Origin of the sequence: Pseudalkalibacillus salsuginis (assembly GCF_021646685.1) — a bacterium.
Taxonomy (GTDB): Bacteria; Bacillota; Bacilli; order Bacillales; family Fictibacillaceae; genus Pseudalkalibacillus; species Pseudalkalibacillus salsuginis.
Window position 1 is genome coordinate 744,859 of record NZ_JAKJHW010000002.1, and the last position, 25,545, is coordinate 770,403.

Sequence of the window (25,545 nt, forward strand, 5' to 3'; positions counted from 1 at the left end):
CTCTTTCTGACAGGTGAATAGGGAAACTTACAATACCTTATAAGCACGAACCATTTCAATCGCAGAAAATAAAGGCATTACAACAAGTAAAGGCAGAATTAGGACAAAAACACGATCTTCTTGTCAACAATGAAAGGATTCGTACCGAAGAAGAGATCGCTCTCGCAATCAGGCAAACACAAAGCAAGTTGTCGGCTATCTCTCAAAAGCGTACCAAGGAATTGCCGATCAAGCTATAGAAGCAGTTGCAGAAGCCATTTCGTCGTATCTGCTTTCAGCTTCTCAGGAGACCATTTCCGAAAAATATTAATTTGGATAGTGAATTCAAGCTATTTCTGACAAAGCTCTCCCGACAAGGGGGAGCTTTTCCCTTTTCTTTTCGTAATAAAACGCTATAATAAGGGATAATAAAGCTCTCTCGGAAAGGTAAGGATTCCTATGGAAGCAAAAGAATTGATCCTACAGGCAGAAGATATCCATAAAGCAACAGAATTGATCAGTTCAAAATTAGGCAACCCCGTGATTATTGAAAACAAAAATTTTGAATTGATTTCCTATAGTTCCACTTTCGATAAATTCGATCAAACACAGCAAAAGACGATCCTATCAAAAAAATGTCCGATCTTTATCATCGATCGACTCAAAAAAGAGGGCATTGTACACCGCCTGGAAAAACATTCTGATCCGATCCGGGTCCAACCTATGGAAGAGTTAGGGTTCCACCAGCGTGTCGTCATTGCAGCAAAGTACCTTGGGAATACCATGGGATATATTTGGATCCAGGAATCCAGACATCTTCTTCAAAATGAAGAGCTTGCTTTCCTTGAGGAAATCTCCCCTCACCTTGGCAATTTGATCAATGATGCTTACGCAAGGGTCAATGTCAAAAAAGGCAAAAAAGAAGAAGTATTATGGCGGCTGCTTCAACATGAATATGGAAGTGAAAGTCAATTACGCCATGATGCATCCCTGGCTAAACTGACATTGCCGGAACGGTTCACAGTCGCAGTTTATTCGATAACATCCCCTCACTATAAGCCTATACTCGATCATCTTGAGAGGCTGGTGCACGATTCCCGTCTCCATGCGAACATCTATACATTGAAAACGGAATATCAAATGATCCTCGTTCTATATGGGAAAGTAGACAAACCGTTTTCTACCCTTGAATTAGCCAGGAACCTGACTGAAAAGGTAAAAGAACAAACAGGAGAAGAACAATTTTATAACTTTTTGATCGGGGTGGGAAAGGAATATACCTCCTTGCATCAAATGAGAAAGAGCTTTTTAGAAGCGTTGGAGGTCATTGAGACGGCAAACTTCATCAGTCCGCGTCCCGAATCGATGCCACGGGAATTTGCTCAATTGGGAATATATCGTTACTTGCCTACCCTCTATGAAAAAAATACATCAAAGGATTATTATAGCGATGACCTGTTGTCATTGATCAAGAATGATGCTGCAAAACAGACAGATCTACTCCGGACACTTGAAGTGTTTCTGGCAAATGACGGAAAGGGTAAGCAGACTGCTAACGAATTGTTCATCCATCCGAACACGTTGAATTATCGAATAAAGAAGATACAAGAACTCACTTCGATCGATTTCAATGACTTCAATATGAAAGTCTACCTCTATACTGAATTACTGCTATTGAACAATGTTGATGCCTATTATCAACGGTATATAGATGCCTTGAAAGGAATTTGATCATTCTAACATTCAGGGCTGACCCTAGAGAAGGTGTCAGCCTTTTTGAATGTATTCACTATTGCTGATCAAAGATTGAGTACAAAAACTTTATCCCTCGTCATTGATTCGATGCTTCGTCGTACACCTTGTGCACCGAGACCGGATTTTTTGGTGCCGATAAATGGAAAGTGGTCTGGGCCTCGTTCTGTTTTAGCATTCAATTGTACTGATCCTACGTTTAACTTTGATCCCAATAAGATCGCTTTTTGAACATCTTTCGTAAAGATGCTTGCTTGTAAGCCGTACTCTGAATCGTTTGTATACTCGATCATCTCTTCCTCACTGTTTAGACGGAGGATCGGTAATACTGGCCCAAACGGCTCCTCCCAGGCAATTCTCATATCAGAAGTAACATTATCCAGTAGAGTAGGATGCAACAGGTTCCCTTCCCGTTTGTTTCCAACAATCGGAGTAGCACCTTTTCTAATCGCATCATCAATTAATTCCTCAACAAAATTTGCTGCTTTAGTATCGATTAACGGAGTAATCGTTGCATCTTCTTCTGGCAGTCCAATTGACAACTGATCGATGTTCTCTTTTATGACCTTGACCAGATCATCTGCTACCTCATCGTGAACGAATACACGTTTAATAGCTGTACAGCGTTGCCCAGAATAAGAAAAAGCGCCGCTTACTATTTGTTTTGCAGCTAAGTCTAAATCTGCATCTTTTAAAACAATAGCTGGATCTTTACCGCCTAATTCTAAAACGAGCGGAATCATTTTGGATTTTAATGAAATGGCTTGTCCTGTTGCAGAACTTCCAGTGAAGGTAATCATGTCGATCTTTGGATGGGTAACCAAAAAATCTCCAATTTCAGATCCTTTCCCGGTAACAGTTTGAACGATTTCTGGCGGGATACCGGTTTCGAGCAGGGCTTCGATCATAAGTAAACCGCTTAAAGTGCCTTGAGAGGCAGGTTTGAACACTACAGCATTTCCACTAATAAGGGCTGGTGCAATCTTGGAAGCAGCGAGGTTTACCGGGTAATTGAACGGTGAGATTGCAAGTATGACACCCAATGGCTCCTGATCAATCATTGCAATTTTTGAAGTGCTGCCTCCCTTGAAGGAATCCCCTTTCATCAGTTCCCCATGCATTCGGCAACCCTCTTCCGCAATATATCGGATCAAGTCTACTGTCCTAACAACCTCTTTATTAGCAGAAGTGATCCCTTTCCCTACTTCTTTGGAAATAGTCGCAGCGATTTTCTCCTGATTTTCCAACAATTGATCTGCCCATTCATGGAGAAATTCAGCCCTTTTATACAAATCAATGCTGTACCAATAAGGCTGAGCTTCTTTTGCTTCATTTATGACGTTTTCTACTTCTTCTTGATCCATTAAGCGAATGGTTCCAATTTGTTCTTCTCCAGTAACAGAATAAACTTCTTTTTCGTTAGTAAATGCGGTTATACTGATCACTAATCACTCCATCCATTAGATTTTGCAAGACTTTTCTGACTATTAATTATATTTGTTATATAAATAAAATCAAAATCTAATGTAAACGGTAACATCCTGTGATAAAACGCTATCATCCCTCCTATCCTCTAAAATAATAGAATATTCTTAAAATAGATGCCCGCTTCTTCCTTGAAACAAAAGTGGAAGCGACCCGCTTAGTCACGTAGGTCACTGGAAAACTGACGAGGAGGCTGTCGCCGCCGCAGGAAGTTTGAAGTGATCCAAGTGACTGGTCGCTGAGCTAGACATCAATTCTCTGAATTAACCTAATTCCGCACCCTCCCTACTTACACAGGATATGCTGGCTTCTAGCGTTTATAGAGCACTTGCACTCGGATATTCGCACTCGAATGTCCGTATAGAGTGTTTATAGAGCACTTGCACCCGGTTTTTCACAATCGAATGTCCGTATAGAGTGTTTATAGAGTACTTGCACCCGGTTTTTCGTCCTCGAATGTCCGTATAGATGATGTTCACCAAAGGACATGGTAGGTTTTTAGTCGAAGATCCTTAAATTGTAGGTACTGCGAGGCCTCGCCTGGCTCGCTTTTCCTGCTATTAATGTTTCTTGACCCTTTGGACCTGATCTGGTTCATACGAGCGTGTAGAAGTTAGATATAGCGTCATCATTGAGATGATACTTCTACATTGCCGGGTGCATCCTTTTGGATCCGGCTTTTTTATGTCCCTCTTTTATCCCATGCCATTGTCTTGTTACATTACCTTCATCACTGGAATATCATTTTTTTCTTATTATTGTCCTCTCCCATTACCAGCTCTACCGCAGTTTTTGCATGTATGCTTGTAGTATCAAACAGTTTCATGCTTGTATCACTCTGTTGGATCAGGATTGAGATTTCAGTACAACCAAGTATCACAGCCTGGGCACCCCTCTCTCTTAACCGTTCGATCACCTCAAGATATCGTTCCTTCGAGTGCTGAAGCGTTTTCCCCTGGCATAGTTCATTAAAAATGACGTTGTGAACCATTTCCTTATCCTCTTCGTCGGGTGTGATAACTTTAATATCGTGCTTCATTTGGAAACGATCCTTATAAAAGTCCTTATCCATTGTATATTTTGTCCCTAATAGCCCTACACAGTCTAGACCAGCTTCTTTGATTTTGGAAGCAGTCGCATCTACGATATGCAATAAAGGAACAGATAGATTGCTCTGTACTTCTTCTGCCATCTTATGCATTGTATTGGTGCATATCAAAATCAGGTCAACGCCTGCTCTTTCTAACGTAACTGCTGCATTGACCATTTTTGCCGTAGCCATATCCCATGCTCCGGATTTTTGCAGTCGGACAATCTCCTCAAAATCAAATGAATAGAGCAGACACTTCGCTGAGTGTACCCCTCCCAATTCCGATCTTACTTGTTCATTGATGATCCGATAATATTCCGAAGTAGACTCCCAGCTCAAACCGCCTATCAACCCTATTGTTTTCATCTTCTGACCTCCAATTGAATTTATGAGAAGGATAACATGATATACTGGTATATAATAGAACCAATTAATCATCATTTTCATAGTACCAATTTTAACTAGGAGGACTTTCTTTGCTGAACTTTTCTGTCAATCGACCTTCTGATCGGACACTCCCCCAACAGGTCTATGATCAAATAAGCAGCAGGATATTAAACAATGAGTTCCAAGCTGGAGAACGACTTCCTTCTTCCAGGGAGCTTGCAACGAATATCGGCGTGTCACGGAATGTTGTCTTAGAAGCATATGACCAATTGATGATTGAAGGATATATAGAAGTCCGGCCTGGTTCTGGAACTTATGTATCACAAGGTTCTTCCTTATTGGTTAAAAAATCAGAGCAACCATCACTATCAGAAGATCAACATATTGTTTCGGATCCCTTACCATCGGTTGATTCAATAGACTTTAAAGCAAGCAACCCTGCCATGGACTATTTTCCGAGAAGCATCTGGGGGAATCTTACCAGGGAAGTTTGTTTACAGTCAGAGGATCGATTATTCGGGTATAACCCTTCCCAAGGGATCACCGAGTTAAGAAATACTTTAAGACGTTATCTTTCAAGAGTTAGAGGCGTGAATTGCCATCCTGAACAAATCATCATTACATCAGGGGCCACACAAGGTCTTTATTTGATCACAAAGTTTCTGACGACTCAAAATAAAAAAGTGATCATCGAGGATCCAATCGCTGATGAGATGCTTCCTATCTTTAAAAACGCTGGAGCGGATGTATTGCCAGCACCAGTAGATGAAAAAGGAATCGTAACCGAGTGTTTGCCAAAACAGCATGATCCCAGCTTTATATTCGTCGTTCCATCCCATCAATTTCCATTGGGTGGCACCTTGCCTATCCAGAGAAGAATCCAATTGATTGAATACGCAAGGGAACATAACGCTTACATTGTAGAGGATGATTATGACAGCGAGTTCACTTATGAGGGAATTCCTGTAGCTTCTATGCAAGGGTTGGATCCTGAAAATGTCATATATGTCGGTACATTCAGCAAGATCTTATCTCCTTCCCTCAGGATCGGGTATATGGTATTACCCTGGAATCTTGTGAAACAAATCCGTCAAAAGAAATGGTATTTGGATAGACATACTGGTACGATCGATCAGATGGTTTTAGCTCATTTCATCAAAGAAGGCTATCTCGATCGATATGTAAGAAGGATGAAAAGTATTTATAAACAGAGAAGGAAGGCAATGGTCCGTTCGATCAGCAAACACTTCAGCCATTTCAAAATCCATGGAAAAGCAGCTGGAATGCATCTCGTATTGGAATTGGATGGAGTTGATTTCACTAAAAGCCTGGTCAATCGTTTGAAGGAACAAGGAGTAATCGTCTACCCAATCGAACCATACGCCATTTCAAAAGGGGAACATAAAAATAAGATTGTTATGGGATACGGTAGTTTAACCGAAGATTTGATAGAAGAAGGGGTTTCACGCATAAAGGCAGTTTTAGAGATGCATTAATGGAATGCAACTTTTTATCCAATGATGCTACCTCTACTGATTGCTCAAGTGTGTTTTTTCTGGTCCATTTTTTTTCGGAAAACAGCAACTCCTAACAGCAATAAGGGTAAAAATAACCCTACAGTCAAAGAATAAGCGTTTGCCGTTTTGGTATCCCACTCCTGTTGATAAACAACATTGGGATAGACGATAACAGAAAGGACGATGGCAATCATCCCTAACGGTAAAGTGAAAGGCCGATAATCTTTTATCTCCAGAATTTGCGTAAACCCTAATACAGAGGCGTAAAAATAAAGGATCAACTTAAAATAGATGGTGATCATCCACATTCCGGCCATGATCGCATCAATTCGTGTCACAAAATCACCGAGATTAATCTCCTTGGTCAGATCATAGCCTGGATATACTTCTGTTGCTGAATAATAAGGACCAAGAACAAAGATCCCCAATAAAGTAATGATGATCATTACTAGTCCGCCAATCAAACTTCCGATCAAAAAAGATTTTTGAGCTTCCATCTGCTGATTGACATTGGCTGGAAAAATCATCAATAAAACAACCGCATTTACCGTTGATGTCACGACCAAAAAAATGCTTCCCCGAAGTAAAGGTTTGAACTCTACCTCAAACACAGGCTGTATGTTTTCAACTTCAATTTCGGGGGTGAGAGAAAAAACTAGGGTGATAAAAAGGAAAAAGAACAATAGGAAGAAAATCTCTGCGGATCGTGCAAAGGTTTCTAGACCATATCGGACTGCCATCACCATTATGATACCCATAAGGATTACAAGGGACCCAAGTGGCGTTTCTGGCATGATTTCTGTAATAAAAAAGTTACCCGTATAAAATAAAAGGGCAGAAGCATACGTAAATGACAGTGAAAAAAATAAGAGGGAAGCCATTTTACCTAACCATTTACCTAAAATCTTTTGATTCATTTGGACAAAGGTCATGTCTGGAAACATGAGGCCTAGTTTATTGTATAAAAGTATGACTAACAACCCCATACCCACACCGAGGATCGCTGCAATCCAAGCATCTTGTTTCGCCTCAAATGCCAGGGTTGCTGGAACAATCAAAATGGACGTGCCAATGGTAAATAAAATGACTAGTATCCTGAATTGACGAACCGATATTTTTTGGTTATCCAACATCGAATCAGCCCTCCCTTCCTCTTCCTAGCTTTAATAACTTTTATTTTTCCTTGTTTACTCTTTAAACTTGACCAGGGTATCTAATCCTTTATTTTCTCAAGCGGTGAATTTCCAATTGTACCAAGCCGTCGAATCTCTACAACTGCTTCCACCTCTATTGGCATGTCTGTGAATTTTTCGTCCCAATCCTTCTCTGCCTTTTTCCAATAGTCAGGATTCGAACGATGAATCGCATCCCCAAAGCCAAAAAAATCGAGTTTAAATTCCTCCTGTGCTAACGTTATAGTCGATTCAATGAGCTTTTCGATTTTTTTTTCCGCTCTTTTTTCCAAATCATCGATTGTTTTCGTTTTTGTCAAGTCAAGCTTTTTGCATTGAACGTCGCCAACATTCCCTTCCACCTGAATTTTTACCGTCCCCTTTGGCAAACCATCTTCAACCCTCCCTTTCAAATCAGCTTTTGTGCGAATGACCTCTATTGCAACTTTCCCTTTTTCTTCTGGACAAGGCACTTCTCCAAGTGTACTGATTACATTTTCTTGAACATAATTAACCGCTTTACTGCCCTCTTCGTCCAACCACCCGATTAGTTTATCTTCTTTAAACACGGCCATCCCGCTATATTTCAATTTAACATCAGGTTCAATTTCCTGGACATTTTCCAACCTTCCTCCTATTCTTCTATTTTCTCCTATAACTTGGATTCCTGTTAAATGAGGATGTTTTCCCTTAGTCACGATGTCCGTGGTCAGTTCATCTACTGTCACTGCCATTGTAGGGGCCCATGCTCTCTCAGAGGCTTCAAGAGATGAAAACAGCTTGTTTGCGGGAATATCTTCTAATCCTGTCATCACTTCCAATACGTTCTCCGCCCTTGTATCTTTCGCAACTATAATGTAAAAGTCTGTTCGCAATTCGTGTTCCCTCGATATAAAATCCAATGTTCTTCCAAGACCTTCTTCAGCTATCTCTTCACTTATTACAAAAATTCGTAGATGAGGAAAGAAAAGTTTTCTAGGTGAACGGGTAGTCATTCTTCTTATCGCTTCAAAGACCGTGCTTCCTTTCTCTTGATAGGTTGTAACCGGTGTTTTCTGGCCTCCTCCCTGTTTAGCTGCTACCTGGCCGGGATTGACGACCTGCGCAGTGACAAGAAACTCATCATCTGATTTATCGATAGCTAATCCGACCGTGATGGCAAGTTCATTCAGCTCCCGCCGGTTCCAACAACCAGTCAAAAGATTAAGTAAAAGGAACATAATGATGAATAAATGGATTGCTCTTTTCATACGTAATCCACCTTTCTCTTTCTCAAGGATCTCTATTTCAATAACCACATCATAAAATCGCTTAACGGTTTGAATAGTAATGCAATCCAATCGAAAGGATTGGGAATATTCGCATCCAGACCAACCGCAATACTTAATCCTACCCCAATGAGAAGCAACAGTGAAAAAACCCATAACTCCTTCTTTTGTCTTTCCTTCCAAAGTGCAGGTACTTCTATAATAATGATCAAAATTGCTACGAGAAGTATTCCCGTAATAACCCACATATCGTATGACTCCTTTAATTGTACGAACATTGGATTCTTATGCTTCAATTGACTGTGAGATCGGGTTCATTCATTTTCGATTCGTAGTCCTGAATTCGATCAAACAGGTCCGTTTCATTTTTACCTTGTATGTTTTCCATCAAAAATGGATATGGGTCAGCCCACTTTCCCGGATGCTATTTTCGCTTCTGAGATTCCGGCTTTGGTGAAGAAACATCTTCCCGCTTTAGATTTTTCTGGTTAATGAGACGTGGACGTGAAAATAAAGCCCAGCGTGGAAACCGGATAAGCACATCTTTTTGCCCTTCCATATTGAAAGGAGCAAGTGGTGACATATAAGGTACTCCGAATGAACGCAAACTGCATAAATGAAGAGTAAGAGCGAGCAGACCGATACTGATCCCAAATAAACCAAAAGAGGCAGCCAATCCCATAAAAACAAAACGCAACATTCTTACGGAAATAGAAAGATTGAACGAACTGACAATAAAGCTTGAAATCGCCGTAATCGCTACAACAATAACCATTGCTGCGGAAACAATGCCGGCATCGACAGCTGCTGTTCCAATAACGAGTGTCCCGACAATTGAAACCGCCTGACCGATCGTCCTCGGCATTCGAACTCCGGCTTCCCGCAATATTTCAAATGTGACTTCCATCAATAGTGCTTCAATGAAGGCAGGAAATGGAACCCCTTCACGTTGAGCAGCCAGGTTAATAAGCAACGGTGTCGGCAGCATTTCCTGATGAAACGTCGTAATCGCGATGTATAAGGATGGACCAAGGAGCGCTATGAAAAATCCAATGAACCGAAGAATACGGAGCAGTGTAACAATATCTGCACGTTGATAATAATCATCTGCTGTTTGGAAAAATTGAACGAACAGTGCCGGAACGATTAGACAATGAGGGGCTCCATCAACAAAAATAGCGATTCGTCCTTCTAAGAGATTGGCAGCTGTGACATCTGGACGCTCTGTAGTGAAAATAGTAGGGAAAGGTGTATATGTCTCATCCTGGATCAACTCTTCAATATAGCCGGTTTCCAGAATCCCATCGATTTCAATTCGATCAAGTCGCTGCCGAACTTCTTCTACCACCTTGTCATTGGCAATGTTTTTAATATAAGCAATTGAAACATCTGTTTTCGTAACCGTTCCAATTTTCTTCGTTTCTAACCAAAGGTTGCGATCGTTGACTTTGCGTCTTAACAGGGATGTATTGGTACGTAAACTTTCTGAATAAGCTTCCTTTGGACCACGGACCGTACTTTCAGTTGTTGCCTCTGACACACCGCGGACTTTTCCACCCTTCATTCCAATCGCAAAGCCTTGTGTATAACCGTCCAGCAAAAGAATCACATGACCTGATAACAGAGAGGTGAAGAGCGTGTTGTAATCGGTGATATCTTTTAAATCTCCGACTGCTAAAACAGAATCTTTCAACTGTTGTAGCTGGTTTTCCTTAGAGGAAGGCTTTTTGTCCGTTTCGATATCCTGAATATCAAACATTAATGATTCCAGAATGAAATCTTGAATGGATCGATTATCAATCAATCCATCGGTATAAATGAGTGCGGCATTCAGCTTTCTTTCTTTTCCAGTGCGTATTTCTCGGACGATGATATCATCACTGTTACCAGTTTCTTCTTTTACTTTTTGTATATTTTCTTTAAGATTCCCGGTTAAATGTTCTTTATTTTTAATTTCATCGTTTTGTGTAGGCAAGGATTGGCTCCGTCGATTTTTCAACGATTTTTTTATACGTCTCATCTTCTTACCTCCTGCCACTTTTTCATTTATTATTTCCAAAATGGTCCATTGTAAACTTAGGGTGAAAAAACGTTTAAACCATTTTCGTCAACAAAATTTGCAGATCGTTTAAGCGTTTTGACGTATCGTAATATACCAGAAATTTCCGAAGATATATATACTATATTGTCGCGTCGTCATGCATTTTATTCCTTATGTATGGAGCGTCTGGAGATTTACGAGAATCAAGTGAAACTCTTTTTGTTGGACTATGATGAAACACAGGTGTCTGTGTTAAGCTCCATAATGAGGACTCTCGTGAGTTGAGCAGGGGAACTGTTAAGGTGGTTGTCTTTTGTTACACAGCTGTGATATGTAAGATTAATTTATTCAAAATGACAACAAATTAAAAGGTGACATTGATAAGTAATTGATATAAGTTTCCGTGTCGTATATCTATACTCAACAATAAAAAAGTGCTGTCCCATAAGTGTCTGACTCTCTCCGTTTCTTGCAACATTTAGTCTCAAAACTGAGACTAAATGTTGTGATGGAGGTCTGATACTTTCTTTTGGGACAGCCCTTCATTATGACTTATTTATTTTCAATGCCTCATCCTCATCTTTATTCTTTACATACAATTTTAACAGCCTGTTCTAAACAAAAATGACTCCTACGATCAGATAAAAAACACATGCAACTGCAGCTACTGTCAAGGCATATGGAATCTGTGTTTTGACATGATCCATGTGATCGGAGGCTGCTCCAGTCGAGGCTAGAACGGTGGTATCTGACAGGGGTGAACAATGGTCCCCGAATACACCCCCGCCTCCAACAGCTGCTATCGTAGCCAAAACAAGTGTCGTCACCTCATCACCTGTATAGTTAAAAGCAAGCGGGACGGCTAAAGGCATGACGATTGCAAAAGTACCCCAGGAGGAACCTGTCGCAAAAGCGATGATTGAAGCAATCATAAAGGTAGCAAACGGCAGCAGGCTTGGGCTCAACCAATTCCCGCTGGCGGAAACAATGTAATCGGCTGTCCCGATGTCTTCTGTCAATTTGTTCAATGCATAGGCAAACGCTAAAATGATGATTGCAGGTAATACACCTTTCATCCCGGCAGTGGCTGTTTTCATAATCTCATTGAATGGAATACCCTGTAATCGCATGATAATACCTAAAATAACAGACGCTGTCAAAAATGCTTCCATTGTTTTTGCTGAGTCCAATACGATAAACGTCCCTACCGCGATGGATATCACAATCAAGACAGGCAGGAAAAAGTTTAAGAAGATATTAGGTTTTATCCCCTCAAATGGCGGTGTTTCAGTCAATTCTTCCCCCATTAACGGTTCGGCTCCGTCACGCAACACCTTTCCTTCATTCAGTGCCCGTTCTTCTGCTTTTCTCATCGGGCCATAATCGGGGATGACCCGCATTGCAAGTAGACCGACAAAGAGAACCGATAATAAAGCATAGAAGTTAAAGGGTATAGCCTGGACGAACACTTTCATCGCCGAATCAGGACTTGCTATGGAACCCATACCGACTAATAAGCCTGAAATATATACCGCCCAACCTGTGATCGGAACGATGACACTTACAGGTGCAGAAGTCGAATCTGCGATATAAGACAATTTTTCTCTCGATATTTTCGCTTTATCTGACAAATTTCGCATTGTAGATCCGACAAATAACGGACTAAAGTAATCGCTGAAGAACACGAACATACCCAAAAACCAGGAAACCAGCTGTGTCTTGACCCTGCTTAAATTCTTGCGCTCCATGACTAACGTAAATTGCTGAATGGCCCCAGTTCTTTGAAAGAAAGCAATTAATACCCCGATAAAAAGTTCAAGTAATAAAATCCATGAAAAACTCGTTGTCCCTAATGCTTCTTTAAGTAAGTCCGGGAATCCCAATAGCCCTTGACCCGCTAAAAGCACGCCGACAAAACAGGCAACAGCAAGCGAGAAAACTGTATTTCTTGTTACAAAGGCCAAGATGATCGCAACCGTTGCCGGTACAAGTGATAATATCCCTAATTCCATACGCTTCCTCCTTCTTATTAAAACTCAGTTTAACAACTCTTCTGGTTTCACCCATTGTCGCTTTTGAATAAGACCTGTTTCTTCATGGGTCAGCTTGCCCTTGTATATAGTAAGTCCTCCCCGAAGATATTCATCATCACGCAAGGCTTGTTCAACCCCTTTATCGGCAATCGATTGAATATACGGGAAAACAGAGGCAGCATACGCGATCGAAGCTGTGTTTGGAACAGCGCCTGGTATATTGTCCACCCCAAAATGGATAACACCTTCTACCGTGTAAATCGGTTCTTCAAACGTTGTTGGTCGATAGGTTTCAATTGCTCCTCCGACGTCTGCACTGATATCTACAATCACAGATCCCTTTTGCATCGTATTGATCATTTCCCTTGTAATCAGATGGTCTGTTCGTTGTTTCGGCCATTTTACACAGTTGATGACAAGGTCCATGTTCGGCAAAATTTCCCTGATGGTTTCTTGATTCGAAAATCCAGTCGTCACATTCTTAGGAAAAAGAAATTGAGCTTCCCGCAAGACGCCGATGTTAATGTCCAGTAACCTTACTTGTGCCCTCAATGAAGCGAGGACGTCAACCGCACTTTTTCCGACGATTCCTCCTCCTAGGACCAACGCATGGATTCCGGGAACACCTCCTATCCCCCCCACTAATTTTCCTGATCCACCGTTTGGCGTAAGAAGGTATTGAATTCCCATCAATGCACCCAGCTTCCCTGCCACCTCACAATTTGGCGATCCGAAACGGTGAGTATCCTCTGCTGTGATCGCCACAACTTCCTTTTCAAGCAACGCATCAACCTCTTCCTTGTTTGCCGCAGGATGCAGACATGAGAAAACGATTTGCCCTGGTTGAAGAAGAGAATACTCTTCGGGGCTGACTTCTTTCACTTTTACAACAAGATCGGCTTGATCGAAAATCTCTTTTGCCCGCTGTACAATTTCTGCTCCTGCCTTCAGGTAAGATGGATCGGGAAATCCCGCCAGGAGTCCCGCATCTTTTTCCACCAATACAGAATGACCTTTACGAGACAATTGCTTCACTTCGTTTGGTGTTAAAACGACTCGTGATTCTCCGCTTTTAACTTCCTTTAAAACTCCGATTTTCACTGGTTTATTCCTCCCCGTCCTTTTTCTGACTTATATACTTAACATGCAAAACTCATGCCAATACAAAATTATGTGGGGAAATTGAACAAAAAAGCAGGCAAAACCCCTTACAAAAGGATCCTGCCTACAAGTAAATCGGTTTAGAAGAATGAGAATTGTTATAAAACAGGCAATCAATCGTTAAGATTTCGGCACCTATCGCCCATTAGTTGATTCGATAGTGGTTCATTTTATTTTGTAACGTTTGTCTAGGAATCTCAAGCATCCTGGCGGCTTTTGATACATTCCCTCCGGTTAGAAGGATAGCTTGTTCAATTCTAGCCTTTTCCAAATTCGCAATCTCATCTTTCAACGGTTTGATTTTAGTAGACGAATACGATTGTTGGACATTCATCAAATGCTTGATTTGCTGTTCTAAATGATTGTATTGTAACGTATCTTCACAAGGATCAGCCTGGTTTAAAGCGTACTCGATCACATTTTCAAGCTCCCTGACATTTCCTGGCCATTCATATCCCAGCAGAACTTCAAGAGAACTTCTTGAAATATGAGCAATATTCTTGTCATGGCTTTTATTCAGTTTACTGACGAAGTAATCTACCAGCAGAGGTATGTCTTTTTTCCTTTCACGTAATGGAGGAATCGCCAGCGTCATAACTCCGAGCCGGAAATAAAGATCTTGACGTAAACTTCCGTCCCTTACGCATTGCGCTGGGTGTATATTAGATGCCGTAATGATCCGGACATCAACCTCCCTCAGCTTTGTGTCACCTAGCCTACGGACGTAACCATCCTCCAATACCCTTAGCAGTTTTGCCTGAAGGTGAATGGGCATTGAATTTATTTCGTCAAGGAACAGGGTTCCTCCGTCAGCCAGTTCAAACAAGCCCGGATTGTCCTCAGCACCTGTAAAACTTCCCCGTTTTGTGCCAAACAGGAGACTTTCAATTAAACTCTCAGGGAGTGCAGCGCAATTCTGTGTAATATATGGTTTTACAGATCGTCCACTCGCATTGTGTATTGCATGTGCAAACAATTCTTTGCCTGTCCCTGTTTCCCCGTATATAAAAACGGAAGAATCCCCACTAGCAAACTTCCTCGCAGATTCTTTCAATTGAGTCATCACTTCATCATTGGTCACGATATCTTCAAAAGAATAAACCGCTCTTTCAGGGTTAATCCTCTTTTTTAACTGTTTGCCATTAAATGAGCTTGAATCAATTTCTATAACGGAACGGGGAAAATGTTCTGATTGGCTTATGTCCATTGAAAGTTCGATCGACCCGATAATTTTCCCATGGGCTTTTATCGGTAATGAAACATTTGTGGTTTCTTTTTCAATTCCTCTGAAATCAACAATACTTTGTTTAGCACGGAAAATCGGCTTCCCGGTTTTCATCACATTTAGGAGGGTGCTGGATCGTTCATCTAGCAAAGGAAAAGCAGAAAAAAGGTTTTGACCGATGATCTTCTCGTTTTCATCAATCTCCATGTGAAACCTCGGATTGAATTTAACGGTGAATAAAATCGTTCCTGATGTATCAATAATCGTAATGCCGTCTATATATTTTAACTGGTCCAGCATTTTCACTCATCCCCATTTTATGCACTTCTTTTGTCTACCATTTTACAGAACTTTCAGTTAAAAAGCATCTGCCCATATGTTTCGCCCTTAAAATACCTGCCGTGCCAAACATTAACTCCTTTTTATACAATCATTTCGATAATTAGCTGACCTGAATTTATAACCGATTCCTTATAACCTGTTAACGCTATTTTTAACTAGGGAGTCTGAACAAGGGTAACATCCTATGACGACTGTGATGGTGTAACGGATGGTCGAAAAATAAAATATAGGGAGATATGTACAAAGCTAAGAAAGTTATTGCGATGATCGTTATAATCGGAGGGGATTTTAAGGCAGCCAGCTTTACCTTGGCCATAGTCGTTTTTATTCGGGTACTTAAATAAAGCCAGTTAATTAATGGCCGTCTAAATATGTTAAGTTAAAAAACAACGCGTTTGTGCACAATAGCCCGTTTTTTATTATCCCGTATCGATCCATTTGTAAGATAATCAATCATCCTCCCGTATGCTGTAAAAATCCACAATCGATTGGGCTGCTTCAAAAACTTTCTCTTGCAATTCTTTTGGTTCAATCACTTTTATCTGATTTCCAAATCCTAGTATATATCCTTTTGCCTCCTCTTCCGTATTGAAAGATAGCTTCACTGGGATCCAGCCCCTATTGTTCTCCCCTTCGACATCAACAAGTCGGACAAACCGGTCGGTGAATGTCAGTCTAGGCAGGATGGAAGGGGCTGCCTCTATCTGTACATCATAATTCGGCAGCCTCTCTATGAAAGTGTTTGTTGACTCGTTCCAGTACTGGCTAAGGTTGAAGTCTTCCGGTCTTTTAAACGTCTCTTCTAAGGGAAATGCGGATAGAATTCGTGAAGCCCTGTAGTTCCTGATTTCACCATTTTCCTTTGAAGCGATGAAATACCAGCGGCTCCCTTTCGCAACCAGTCCAAGAGGCTCGACAATACGGATGCTTACAGTTCCGTCCCCACTTCGATATTCCATTTTAATTTTGTGATTTTTCCATATCGCTTCTTTAAGGACATCAAAAGCACCGATCGTCTCCTTCTGTTTTCTCCATGTACCCGTATCGACATGGATCCGGTTCCAGATCTCCTCTCCATTATGACGATAAGATTCAGGAAGTGAAGCCATCAGCTTATTCCTCGCTTCCTCTGATGTACGGGTCAAACCCAAATCTTTGAGCAACTGTGGAGATTGGGGGACAAACAGGGCACGAATCTCTGATTCCTTCAATCCGGTCAGGTTGGTCCGATAATTCTCCAGTAAACGCCACCCACCGTTTTTCCCTTGATCTGCAATTACAGGGATACCTGTCCCACTAAGAGCATCCATATCCCGATAAATCGTTCGTTCAGAGACTTCCATTTTCTCTGCTAGTTGTTTTGCTGTCATTTTTCCATTGGCCTGTAATAACAACAGAATCGATACAAGGCGATCTCCTCTCATCAGATCCTCCTTCAAAGGTTTTCTAAAAGTTTGTTGCTATTGCAATGAGATACTTGTTTTGACAAAGTTATTGAATTCCTTTATGAAGAGATCTGCTTCCTCCAAGAAAGGATAGTGATTACTTCTATTAAAAACCAGTAGTGTGGAATGGGGGATTAATTCCTGCATTTCTATTGAATAAGAAACGGGACATTGAACATCGTACTTTCCGCAAATAATTAGTGTTGGTGTAGAAATAAGACACAATTTCCTGGTTACATCGAATACTTGTACTTCCCGGCTGAAATAATTTAAGCGTATTCCAGACATTCTTTTGTTTATGTTTTGTGAAAATAATTGCTCATACATATCTGGTTCAAGTAAGGATAATTTAACTCTTTCAGCAGCCAATCGTTTTCTTTCTCTATCGTTTAAATGAGGGTTTTTCAACGTTTCATTAAGGTCCTGCATTATTTGAAATTTAGGATGATCTGAATTGTAAGTGCATTCTTTTGAAAAAGTCATGTACTCTCTTGCTGCTGCCCCGACAGTAACATTAAATTTCAGGTGATCAGAAAAATAGATGCCATAAATGACCCCTAACATTCCACCTGTTGAATGTCCTGCAAAACCCCACTTATTAAATCCTAGCTTTTCACGTATTGCCTCCAAATCGAAAATTGTTTCAAGCATACTTAACTGATAAGGTTCTACTGCTTTTTCGGAGGCTCCAGTTTCCCTTAAATTCACTAAAAACACTTGATGGCTGGAAGTGAAGGTATTTGCAAAATAATCACCTGTTTCGTTAAACTCTGAGTAATGGTGGGTAACACATAATGGTTCTCCTTCCCCTTTAACAAATACTTCAAATTCCCCACGTGATGTATGTATCATTTCTCTTTTCCAATTATGCATGAGATCCTCCTTAAGGAAGTTTATTAATATGTATTGGGAAGGAACAAGTTGAGACATCTCCTTCACAGGGAACCCTTCCGATTACCGAAAGATTTACAGTATTACACTGGGTATCAAAAAATTTATTTTTTCTCCTTTTCCATTATTTCTATTATTTTATCCAACTTCTTTCCGATTTCTATAAATTGGCTATTATTATTTGTTGAATTACCAAGGAACCTTTTTACAAATAGGGAAAACGAGATAATGAATAAAACAAGCAATCCAAAAACAATAAATTGAAAAATGATATTCACTGTCATAATCTACCTCCTTCTTCTTTAAATTACTAATTAAAATAGTAACGCATAACTACCAATTACTTTATTATCGATTTTCATCACATACACATATCTCAATCTGTTTTTCAAGCTAACCCCAATAAATAACTCGGTCGTAATTTCCTTATCCATATAATTTAAGACGTTGTCATCTTGCATAATCCAAATCACATTATAAGGCTTTGAAAACAACGTTCCTCTGCTCAATGTATAAGTATGGATATCGCCTTTAGACTAAATCATTAAGTAATTATCTTCTCCAATTTTTTGTTACCTTAAATTACTTATTCTTTTAAACTGTTACTCGCTTAATACCAATTATTTCAAATTATCCAATCTAACTCAATCATTAATTTCACAAAAAACCTCTGGAAAAAACATATCTCCTTCGAATTTCATGGATGAATTTTTGTGATGTACATTTTCTCAACATAAGATAAAAAACAAATTTCTTCTTCGTTTTTATATACCTCAAAAACGTCCAGTGATAAAAAAGGATTTAAGGCCTCCTTAGAAGAACATATCATAAGGAAAAAGATGCTCAAGTAATTTAGATGGAGGTAATATGCTGAAATTATTTGAATACAATTGGCAAGTCCGGGATGACTGGTTTACATGGTGTGAAACGGTTCCAGAAGAAGAATTATTGATAAAAAGAATAGGTGGAGTCGGCAGCATTCTATATACCCTGTTTCACATTGTGGATGTCGAATATAGTTGGATTTGCGGCCTACAAGGCAAACCAGAACCTCAGGAACCACCATTTAAAGCCTATGCAAGTTTATCCAAAGTACGGGACCTTTTAACCCAATATCATAGAGAAGTAGAGTCATTTGTGAAATCCTGGACGGACGAAATGGAAGGATTAAAACTCACAGAAACAGATTCTAATGGCATTGCGTACACCTTTAGATACGGGGAAATCATGCGGCATGTCATCGCTCACGAAATTCACCACATCGGTCAATTATCTGTATGGTCACGTGAAATAGGACGAGAGCCTATAACGACGAATCTCATTAACAGAGGATTATTTGAATAAAGATAATGATTTAATCTAAGAATATGGCGCTTTAATAAGAAGAATAAGCAACCCCATTAAACATCAGATTATAAATGAAGTGAACCAAGACAAAGCAGTAAATGTAAAATAATATTTGGGGGAATGAAATTATGGCAAATGGCCAAACATCAGTAAAAGATAGGGAACTCATTATCAATCGTATTTTTAATGCTTCACGTGAGCTCGTCTTTAATTCCTGGACGGATCCAGAGCACTTACAGAAATGGTGGGGACCTAGTGGATTTACCATCATGATTCAAGAAATAGACGTGAGGCCAGGCGGTGTATGGCAGTACGTCATGCACGGGCCCGACGGTGTCGACTATGACAATAAGATCGTCTACATTGAGGTCATAAGTCCTGAACGACTCGTATACTCTCATGGAGACGGAGAAGAAGAACATTTTCGAGTGACGGTGACCTTTAACGAGCAAGGAGATAAGACCGAACTTACCATGCAAATGCTCTTCAAGTCAGTGGCGGAGCTAGATAAAGCGGTTAAAGAATACGGCGCAATTGAAGGGGCAAAATCGACACTTAATCGTCTTGAGGAACAACTGGCGACAGTTTAAGGAAATGTTTTCCATTATAGAAAACATAAAGCAGTTTTACTGAATCATGCGGAAAAACTTGACACAAGTGAAATACCAGGAAGCTTAATGCGCGTTTAAGAAAGACACCGACTACGGGTGTTTTTCTTTTGGATGCCCCGTATATAATCCACACTCCATGTCCGCCTCTTACTTATAGCGATAAGAAATTAAAGGGAAACGGAATTTATTTCTTTAAATATGACACAGGTTGTCAGGTATTATCAATTAAACTGAAGATATTCTTTACAAGGGGGACTGAGACTATGAAACCATTAAAAGGGAAAATTGCATTGGTTACCGGGGGAAGCAGAGGCGCGGGTCGTGGCATCGCTTTGGAACTAGGAAAAGCTGGCGCTACGGTATACGTCACCGGTCGAAGTGTGAAAGGAAAATCGACGAATGATTGGCCGGGAACGATCGATGATACTGTCGCACAGATCGAAGCTTCAGGTGGCAAGGGTATTGCCGTCCAATGTGACCATACGAAAGACAAGGAAACGGAATCCGTGATTGACCAACTCCATGAAGAACAAGGCAAACTTGACATTCTCGTCAATAACGTATGGGGAGCACATGATCTCTCTATTGAACCAGCCCCATTCTGGGATTTGCCGTTACAACATTGGGATACGATGTTCACAGCAGGGGTACGGGCACAATTGGCGACCAATCACTTTGCTGTACCGCTGCTTCGGAAAAATGAGAAAGCACTCATTATCCATACAACCTTTTGGGACGATTATAAATACACTGGCCATTTTTACTACGATCTTGCGAAAAATGCATTGACCAGGATGGCTTTTGGATTATCGACTGAACTGAAACAAGACAATATCGCTGTTCTTGCTGTATCACCTGGATGGATGAGGACAGAGCTTGTGCTTAAGCATCATGACACTGATGAGGAGCACTGGCATGAATCTGACGGGTTGGAAAAAACTGAATCACCTTTATATATCGGTCGAGGAATAGTGGCATTGGCAAGCGATCCGAATGTCATGGAGAAAAACGGAAAAGTGCTGAGAATAGGCGACCTTGCAAAAGAGTATCAATTCACAGATATTGACGGTCGTTGGATTCCGCCCTTTAAGATTTGATGATAAGAAAAGCGCAAACGCCCTGATCAACCACGAAAGTCACTGGAAGTCCGACGAGGAGCTCGAACCAAATAAAGTTCGGTTCTGCGTGGGTAAATCCTTCGATCAAAAATCAATGTGTCGACCGCCGCAGGAGGACTGAAGTGAGCTAACTGGCAGGGCATTGGAGCTAGATATTTCTTCGTTGAAACAAAACTACTTATCTTTTTAAAAAGGCGTCCTCTCCTTCAAGAAGAGATGCGCCTTTTTCTACTGCCCATCTAATCACCGCAGTTAATCGCGCTTGTTCTTGTGCCGATCTATCGTCTCGCTGATCGATTGTATAAACCTTTTAAACGTCTTAAATTTAGAGTTAAAGTGTTGTTATCGAATCCAGCATTTTTGCTAGCGATCATTTTGGTCGGATTGGTTTCGAGCGAATTGATATCTAGTCCCTAACGCGATAAAGTTTTCGTTCTACAAATATGTATTCCTCTTTTGCCAATCCTTTATCATTCCATTCCACCACATCTGCCTGATGGACTTTAGGAGAATTCAATGAACAACCAGCTAATAACGATAATCGTATAAATACTGAAGTGATATAAACCCTTTCAAATTGACTTCCCCTCACAACTCCCTATTATTCAGCACCTTATAATCCATCCTTGTTTTTAAAATAATCTTTTTACAAATAGGACCCTATCATTACCAGCACCATCGTAATCAGCAAATACGGAGACTCCATCCACTTCTGTGTCCCCTTTTTCGATTTCAAACCCCATTTTCGTATGATAGGCGATCGAACCTTTGTTCACCGGTGAGGTAATGGCACGGATGGTGTTCCTTCCATGCTCTTTCACAACTTCAAAAAAACGATGGTAAAGTGTTCTGCCAATCGCATATTTCCTGTAATCCGGATCGACCCCGACAAAATGGATATAGGCTTCTTCTGGAGACGATTGGGACAGAAACCCTATTAGGAAGCCGACAATTTTACCATCCTGTTCAGCTATGAAACTAGTATTGTTGAAATGGTTGAAGAATAGTTTGGGTACCATACCTGACATCTGCCTTCCACCCCACCACTCATCAAGCAATGGCGATACGATTTCGTAATCTGTTTTCTTCATTTGACGAATTTCCATTTTAAACCCTCCTCTGGTTTAATCTTGACTCAGCAAGAACGATATCGCAACGTTTATTCTTTATGAGAAGCGGAAAAGAAATTTATCGGTAAGGGTGGTGAAAGGATTGGATTATCAGGTGATGATCGTCGGTGGCGGGTTTGCAGGATTGACCTTGTACATCTGTACTTATCGAATCACTACCCTCACTTTATGAGGCGAGTATTTTTCCAATCTTCATAAAACGATCGTATTGTTTTATTGATTTCTCTTAAGGTGAATATGACAAGGTAAAGCATCATAAATGTAACGATTTCTCCAGTAAAAACAGATATAATAGCGATGACGACCATCCACAAGTTAAATATCTTTTGATCCATCTAAACCTTCCTTTCTGCTGTTCCGTTCAGGGAGAGTGTTTCATTTCAATTTTAGCATAAAATTCCAGATCGTAATTTTAAAATTTTGGATAAAGAAAACTCGGGCTTTGCCAAGCCTTTGGCGAAGGCTGAGCCTTAGCAGCTCTTATACTTCGTTCATACACTTTTCTGCTACGTCGGTTAACTGCATCGCTGAAAAGTTATACTTTCTTAATGGACAAACAAAGTGCAGAAAAACACTTGGTTTCTCTACACTCTGTGATCTTTTTCTTATGTTTCCGCTCGAAACGTCTTACCTAATTGATCACCTAGTCCGAAGTAGTGGCGGAAATTATAAATGAGTGGGCTCCATTTTTCTGGATCTATATGATTCCCCTCTTTGATGATATTTTCATGTGCATGAACATGGACAGACTGCGTTTCCACAATCGCGATTCCTTGTTGATATTCTGGGACTCTTATATTCAGAACTTTCGCTTCAATTTGGATCGGGCATTCAAGTATACGTGTCGGTCTAACACTTTCCGATTGGACTGGAGTCAAATTGCTGATTTCATATTTTTCTTTTTTATATGCAAACCCGATCGATTGCTTTGATACTGGGACAGGATCTTTCCCCGTAAACGGAGCCAGACATTCGACATGTTCCCAAAGGGCAGGACCCGGAATATTAATAACACACTCTGCATGACGATTCAAATTATCATAAGCCTTCCCTTCGACACCAATCCCCAGGACAAGAATATCCCCCAAAGCCCAGGAAGAGGACATAGGACTGATATTGACGGTTTCATCCTCATTAAGTGTCACCAATAAAATTACCGGTGTTCCGTAATAAAGGATTTTAGGATGGATGGTCCTGGTTTCACAGAATTCAGCTATTTGGTTCATATAAATGCCTCCTTTTTGTATATCCCTATTGTAAAACATAGATGTTTCCATTATCATCGAAATATGGATTACATAGGAGGGATCATTATGAATGCTGGCCCAAATATAGCAGCAGTCGCAAAGCTGATCAGCGAACCATCCCGTGCTGTCATACTGACCGCATTGCTGGATGGCAGGTTTCATCCCGCCAGCAGCCTTGCTTATACCGCTGGAATCAAACCCCAAACGGCAAGTTTCCATCTGAAGAAGATGATTGAGGCAAATGTCGTTCGTGTAGAAAAACATGGTAGACACAGATACTACGGTCTTGAAAACTATGAAGTTGCAGAAGTGTTGGAATCACTTTTGTCTTTAGCTCCAAAAGTTGAAGTGAAATCATTCAAGCAGGCGACAAATGATAAAGCCATTCGGTATGCACGAACCTGTTATGATCATCTTGCCGGGCAGTTAGGTGTCAAAATGACAGATTCATTGCTTGATCATGGTTTCCTCGAACATAAGGATAATACCTTCAACCTGACTCCTGAAGGGGAAACATTCTTCCATGATTTTGAAATCGATCTGGAACAGGTTAGAAAGAAGCGTCGTACCTATATTCATAAGTGTTTGGACTGGAGTGAAAGGCGTCACCACATCGCAGGGGCTGTCGGAAATGCCCTTTTAGAAAGACTTATTGATTTAAAATGGATCGAACGGGTGCCGACCATTCGAGCTGTCAAAGTCACCACAACAGGAAAGACAGGTCTTCAGGAAGTGTTTAACATTGAAATGTAGATGTATAATGCAAAAGCCACAGACGGATCGATTGCCTGTGGCTTACTTGTTTCATTATGCTTTTATCGGTATCACGATTTTTCCTCTTGCATGGTGTGATTCGCTGAGTTCGTGAGCTTTTCGCAGGCCTTCTTCAGAGAATTCAAACGTATGGCCGACATGCGGTTTGACTTTACCTTCCTCAATCAATTTCCTTATTTGATCGAGTTGTTCTCCATTAGGTTCCAACCATACAAAGCCTGCTTTGACGCCTTTCAGTTTAGCAAGATCTTCGTTCGGGGGAGCGACGATCGAGGCAAGTCTGCCCCCATTTTTCAAGACCTCGAAGCTTTTTTCCTGTATATCTCCCCCGAGGGAATCCAAAACGAAATCATAGTCATGCAGTATATCTTTAAAGTCTGTTTCTTTGTAATTGATGACTTCATCAGCCCCTAGTGATTCCAGGAACTCGATGTTTCTTTCACTTGCGGTAGTCGCGACATACGCTCCAGCATTCTTGGCCAGTTGGATCGCTATCGTTCCGACCCCTCCAGAACCAGCATGGATCAGCACCTTATCGCCTTCTTTTACTCCGCCAAAATCAAATAGGCACTGCCATGCCGTCAAACCGGTGAGAGGCACAGATGCAGCCTCGCCATATTCCAGATTTTCCGGCATTTTCGTGACTAATGACTCCTCGGCTATGACATATTCGGCATAAGTCCCCTTATTTGTGGTCGCCGGCCTTGAGAATACTTTATCCCCTTTTTTAAAGCGGGAAACATTAGAGCCGATCTCTTTTACAGTTCCGGCAGCATCCCAACCCAGAATGATCGGGAATTCGAAAGGAAGCATCTCTTTCAAATACCCTTCTCGCAGCTTCCAATCAATCGGGTTTATGGACGTTGCGTGCATTTCAATCAGGATTTGGCCATCACCCGGAGTGGGAGTCGTAACTTCCTTTTCGATGAGCTGATCTTTTCCGCCGTATTGTTCTATAACGATTGCTTTCATTCCATTTCACTCCATCTCTATGTTTTTTCCAAAGCAAAACCCCCAGTCCAGGAGGTTTCACTTAGTTTCTTTTTCTCTTAAAGTTAACTTACCGTATCATACCATTGTGCTGCCATGTTCTCCAACTCACTCAAATCACTAGCAAACGGATAATTCTGTTGAACATTCTTCTTTTCACTTTCATCTAATTTCTCATAGGTTTGAACTAATTCTGTCCAATCCCGTGTTATTTGATTCAGCGCAAAACTCCTTTACTAATCGATTTCAACTCAACTCTATATAAAAATCTACCCTTTATAGATGAGAGAAAAACATGAAGTGGAGGCAAAAAAGATACGTTACTGATTTGAACAGAATAATGGCAAAAGTGAACAGATTATTTCGAAAAATGAACAGATTACCTCGGAGAGTGATCAGATTAAGTCCAGAAGTGAACAGATAATTCCGAAAAGTGAACAGTTTAATAGTCAGAGTGAAGCTAGACTAAAAAACGGACACGGAAAATTGGAAGATGAGAATAGAATAAATCTCAAAAATAAGTGTTACACTATACTAATG

The 25,545-nt window shown here is 40.7% G+C and carries 22 protein-coding genes and 1 pseudogene; 6 read left to right on the plus strand and 17 right to left on the minus strand.

Annotated elements, in window-relative coordinates; all coding sequences use genetic code 11:
• Nucleotides 1-438: 438 nt before the first annotated feature.
• Entirely contained in the window at nucleotides 439-1,710 is a 1,272-nt protein-coding gene (locus tag L1611_RS08725) for a PucR family transcriptional regulator (protein ID WP_236312682.1), read from the plus strand.
• A 68-nt stretch (nucleotides 1,711-1,778) separates the two neighbouring features.
• Here L1611_RS08725 and L1611_RS08730 read toward each other — a convergent pair whose 3' ends face one another.
• Both L1611_RS08730 and L1611_RS08735 read right to left on the minus strand, forming a co-directional pair.
• Complete coding sequence (locus tag L1611_RS08730; protein ID WP_322972530.1) at nucleotides 1,779-3,176, minus strand: NADP-dependent glyceraldehyde-3-phosphate dehydrogenase; 1,398 nt, start codon at nucleotides 3,174-3,176, stop codon at nucleotides 1,779-1,781.
• Between the two features lie 770 nt (nucleotides 3,177-3,946).
• Complete coding sequence (locus L1611_RS08735) at nucleotides 3,947-4,672, minus strand: aspartate/glutamate racemase family protein (protein WP_236312683.1); 726 nt, start codon at nucleotides 4,670-4,672, stop codon at nucleotides 3,947-3,949.
• A gap of 110 nt (nucleotides 4,673-4,782) precedes the next feature.
• Here L1611_RS08735 and pdxR point away from each other — a divergent pair, with 110 nt between their 5' ends.
• Nucleotides 4,783-6,189, plus strand: a complete 1,407-nt coding sequence (gene pdxR, locus L1611_RS08740; protein ID WP_236312684.1) for a MocR-like pyridoxine biosynthesis transcription factor PdxR — start codon at nucleotides 4,783-4,785, stop codon at nucleotides 6,187-6,189.
• Nucleotides 6,190-6,233: 44 nt separating this feature from the next.
• On the opposite strand, the gene L1611_RS08745 is transcribed toward pdxR, so the two are convergent.
• From L1611_RS08745 to L1611_RS21010, 11 genes and pseudogenes are all read right to left on the minus strand, one after another.
• On the minus strand, nucleotides 6,234-7,343 hold the full coding sequence (locus tag L1611_RS08745) for a GerAB/ArcD/ProY family transporter (RefSeq protein WP_236312685.1): 1,110 nt from the start codon (nucleotides 7,341-7,343) through the stop codon (nucleotides 6,234-6,236).
• Between the two features lie 80 nt (nucleotides 7,344-7,423).
• Nucleotides 7,424-8,632, minus strand: coding sequence for a Ger(x)C family spore germination protein (locus L1611_RS08750; protein ID WP_236312686.1), 1,209 nt, complete (start codon nucleotides 8,630-8,632; stop codon nucleotides 7,424-7,426).
• A 32-nt stretch (nucleotides 8,633-8,664) separates the two neighbouring features.
• Nucleotides 8,665-8,898, minus strand: coding sequence for a hypothetical protein (locus L1611_RS08755; RefSeq protein WP_236312687.1), 234 nt, complete (start codon nucleotides 8,896-8,898; stop codon nucleotides 8,665-8,667).
• 176 nt (nucleotides 8,899-9,074) lie between these two features.
• Entirely contained in the window at nucleotides 9,075-10,670 is a 1,596-nt protein-coding gene (locus L1611_RS08760; RefSeq protein WP_236312688.1) for a spore germination protein, read from the minus strand.
• Between the two features lie 635 nt (nucleotides 10,671-11,305).
• Nucleotides 11,306-12,703: a Na+/H+ antiporter NhaC family protein gene (locus L1611_RS08765; protein WP_236312689.1), complete on the minus strand. Its 1,398-nt coding sequence runs from the start codon at nucleotides 12,701-12,703 to the stop codon at nucleotides 11,306-11,308.
• Between the two features lie 24 nt (nucleotides 12,704-12,727).
• Complete coding sequence (locus L1611_RS20805; protein ID WP_236312690.1) at nucleotides 12,728-13,825, minus strand: alanine dehydrogenase; 1,098 nt, start codon at nucleotides 13,823-13,825, stop codon at nucleotides 12,728-12,730.
• Nucleotides 13,826-14,030: 205 nt separating this feature from the next.
• Nucleotides 14,031-15,410: a sigma-54 interaction domain-containing protein gene (locus L1611_RS08775; protein ID WP_236312691.1), complete on the minus strand. Its 1,380-nt coding sequence runs from the start codon at nucleotides 15,408-15,410 to the stop codon at nucleotides 14,031-14,033.
• A 491-nt stretch (nucleotides 15,411-15,901) separates the two neighbouring features.
• Nucleotides 15,902-16,876, minus strand: coding sequence for a helix-turn-helix transcriptional regulator (locus L1611_RS08780; protein ID WP_236312692.1), 975 nt, complete (start codon nucleotides 16,874-16,876; stop codon nucleotides 15,902-15,904).
• A gap of 36 nt (nucleotides 16,877-16,912) precedes the next feature.
• Nucleotides 16,913-17,770, minus strand: a complete 858-nt coding sequence (locus L1611_RS08785) for an alpha/beta fold hydrolase (protein WP_236312693.1) — start codon at nucleotides 17,768-17,770, stop codon at nucleotides 16,913-16,915.
• 122 nt (nucleotides 17,771-17,892) lie between these two features.
• Entirely contained in the window at nucleotides 17,893-18,072 is a 180-nt protein-coding gene (locus tag L1611_RS08790; protein ID WP_236312694.1) for a DUF4083 family protein, read from the minus strand.
• 381 nt (nucleotides 18,073-18,453) lie between these two features.
• Nucleotides 18,454-18,572 (minus strand): annotated as a pseudogene (locus tag L1611_RS21010) (dihydrofolate reductase); the annotation flags it as partial.
• An 83-nt stretch (nucleotides 18,573-18,655) separates the two neighbouring features.
• Here L1611_RS21010 and L1611_RS08795 point away from each other — a divergent pair.
• From L1611_RS08795 to L1611_RS08805, 3 genes are all read left to right on the plus strand, one after another.
• The gene (locus tag L1611_RS08795; RefSeq protein ID WP_236312695.1) at nucleotides 18,656-19,132 is read left to right on the plus strand and encodes a DinB family protein; all 477 of its coding nucleotides are present in this window, start codon (nucleotides 18,656-18,658) and stop codon (nucleotides 19,130-19,132) included.
• Between the two features lie 131 nt (nucleotides 19,133-19,263).
• A complete protein-coding gene (locus L1611_RS08800) occupies nucleotides 19,264-19,725 on the plus strand; it encodes an SRPBCC family protein (protein WP_236312696.1) in 462 nt (153 codons plus the stop codon).
• Between the two features lie 284 nt (nucleotides 19,726-20,009).
• Entirely contained in the window at nucleotides 20,010-20,843 is an 834-nt protein-coding gene (locus tag L1611_RS08805) for an SDR family NAD(P)-dependent oxidoreductase (RefSeq protein ID WP_236312697.1), read from the plus strand.
• Nucleotides 20,844-21,496: 653 nt separating this feature from the next.
• Here L1611_RS08805 and L1611_RS08810 read toward each other — a convergent pair.
• The 3 genes from L1611_RS08810 to L1611_RS08820 form a co-directional block, all read right to left on the minus strand.
• Nucleotides 21,497-21,970 carry a GNAT family N-acetyltransferase gene (locus L1611_RS08810; RefSeq protein WP_236312698.1) on the minus strand — a complete coding sequence of 158 codons (474 nt, stop codon included), beginning with the start codon at nucleotides 21,968-21,970 and terminating at the stop codon, nucleotides 21,497-21,499.
• Between the two features lie 185 nt (nucleotides 21,971-22,155).
• Entirely contained in the window at nucleotides 22,156-22,329 is a 174-nt protein-coding gene (locus tag L1611_RS08815; RefSeq protein ID WP_236312699.1) for a hypothetical protein, read from the minus strand.
• Between the two features lie 270 nt (nucleotides 22,330-22,599).
• A complete protein-coding gene (locus L1611_RS08820) occupies nucleotides 22,600-23,220 on the minus strand; it encodes a flavin reductase family protein (protein ID WP_236312700.1) in 621 nt (206 codons plus the stop codon).
• An 87-nt stretch (nucleotides 23,221-23,307) separates the two neighbouring features.
• Here L1611_RS08820 and L1611_RS08825 point away from each other — a divergent pair, with 87 nt between their 5' ends.
• Nucleotides 23,308-23,994 (plus strand): ArsR/SmtB family transcription factor, encoded by a 687-nt coding sequence (locus L1611_RS08825; protein ID WP_236312701.1) that lies wholly within the window; start codon nucleotides 23,308-23,310, stop codon nucleotides 23,992-23,994.
• A 54-nt stretch (nucleotides 23,995-24,048) separates the two neighbouring features.
• Here the strand turns inward: L1611_RS08825 and L1611_RS08830 are convergent, their stop codons facing one another.
• Nucleotides 24,049-24,987 (minus strand): NADP-dependent oxidoreductase, encoded by a 939-nt coding sequence (locus L1611_RS08830; RefSeq protein ID WP_236312702.1) that lies wholly within the window; start codon nucleotides 24,985-24,987, stop codon nucleotides 24,049-24,051.
• Between the last annotated feature and the right edge of the window lie 558 nt (nucleotides 24,988-25,545).

What these genes read in the sequence shown, in the direction of transcription:
- L1611_RS08785 (WP_236312693.1), bottom strand. Translation starts at nt 17,770, where the DNA reads ATGCATAATTGGAAAAGAGAAATGATACATACATCACGTGGGGAATTT.
- L1611_RS08755 (WP_236312687.1), bottom strand. Translation starts at nt 8,898, where the DNA reads ATGTGGGTTATTACGGGAATACTTCTCGTAGCAATTTTGATCATTATT.
- L1611_RS08795 (WP_236312695.1), top strand. Translation starts at nt 18,656, where the DNA reads ATGCTGAAATTATTTGAATACAATTGGCAAGTCCGGGATGACTGGTTT.
- L1611_RS08735 (WP_236312683.1), bottom strand. Translation starts at nt 4,672, where the DNA reads ATGAAAACAATAGGGTTGATAGGCGGTTTGAGCTGGGAGTCTACTTCG.
- L1611_RS08815 (WP_236312699.1), bottom strand. Translation starts at nt 22,329, where the DNA reads ATGGATCAAAAGATATTTAACTTGTGGATGGTCGTCATCGCTATTATA.
- L1611_RS08820 (WP_236312700.1), bottom strand. Translation starts at nt 23,220, where the DNA reads ATGAACCAAATAGCTGAATTCTGTGAAACCAGGACCATCCATCCTAAA.
- L1611_RS08780 (WP_236312692.1), bottom strand. Translation starts at nt 16,876, where the DNA reads ATGAGAGGAGATCGCCTTGTATCGATTCTGTTGTTATTACAGGCCAAT.
- L1611_RS08805 (WP_236312697.1), top strand. Translation starts at nt 20,010, where the DNA reads ATGAAACCATTAAAAGGGAAAATTGCATTGGTTACCGGGGGAAGCAGA.
- L1611_RS08765 (WP_236312689.1), bottom strand. Translation starts at nt 12,703, where the DNA reads ATGGAATTAGGGATATTATCACTTGTACCGGCAACGGTTGCGATCATC.
- L1611_RS08750 (WP_236312686.1), bottom strand. Translation starts at nt 8,632, where the DNA reads ATGAAAAGAGCAATCCATTTATTCATCATTATGTTCCTTTTACTTAAT.
- L1611_RS08790 (WP_236312694.1), bottom strand. Translation starts at nt 18,072, where the DNA reads ATGACAGTGAATATCATTTTTCAATTTATTGTTTTTGGATTGCTTGTT.
- L1611_RS08745 (WP_236312685.1), bottom strand. Translation starts at nt 7,343, where the DNA reads ATGTTGGATAACCAAAAAATATCGGTTCGTCAATTCAGGATACTAGTC.
- L1611_RS08825 (WP_236312701.1), top strand. Translation starts at nt 23,308, where the DNA reads ATGAATGCTGGCCCAAATATAGCAGCAGTCGCAAAGCTGATCAGCGAA.
- L1611_RS08725 (WP_236312682.1), top strand. Translation starts at nt 439, where the DNA reads ATGGAAGCAAAAGAATTGATCCTACAGGCAGAAGATATCCATAAAGCA.
- L1611_RS08800 (WP_236312696.1), top strand. Translation starts at nt 19,264, where the DNA reads ATGGCAAATGGCCAAACATCAGTAAAAGATAGGGAACTCATTATCAAT.
- L1611_RS08810 (WP_236312698.1), bottom strand. Translation starts at nt 21,970, where the DNA reads ATGGAAATTCGTCAAATGAAGAAAACAGATTACGAAATCGTATCGCCA.
- L1611_RS08775 (WP_236312691.1), bottom strand. Translation starts at nt 15,410, where the DNA reads ATGCTGGACCAGTTAAAATATATAGACGGCATTACGATTATTGATACA.
- L1611_RS08830 (WP_236312702.1), bottom strand. Translation starts at nt 24,987, where the DNA reads ATGAAAGCAATCGTTATAGAACAATACGGCGGAAAAGATCAGCTCATC.
- L1611_RS08760 (WP_236312688.1), bottom strand. Translation starts at nt 10,670, where the DNA reads ATGAGACGTATAAAAAAATCGTTGAAAAATCGACGGAGCCAATCCTTG.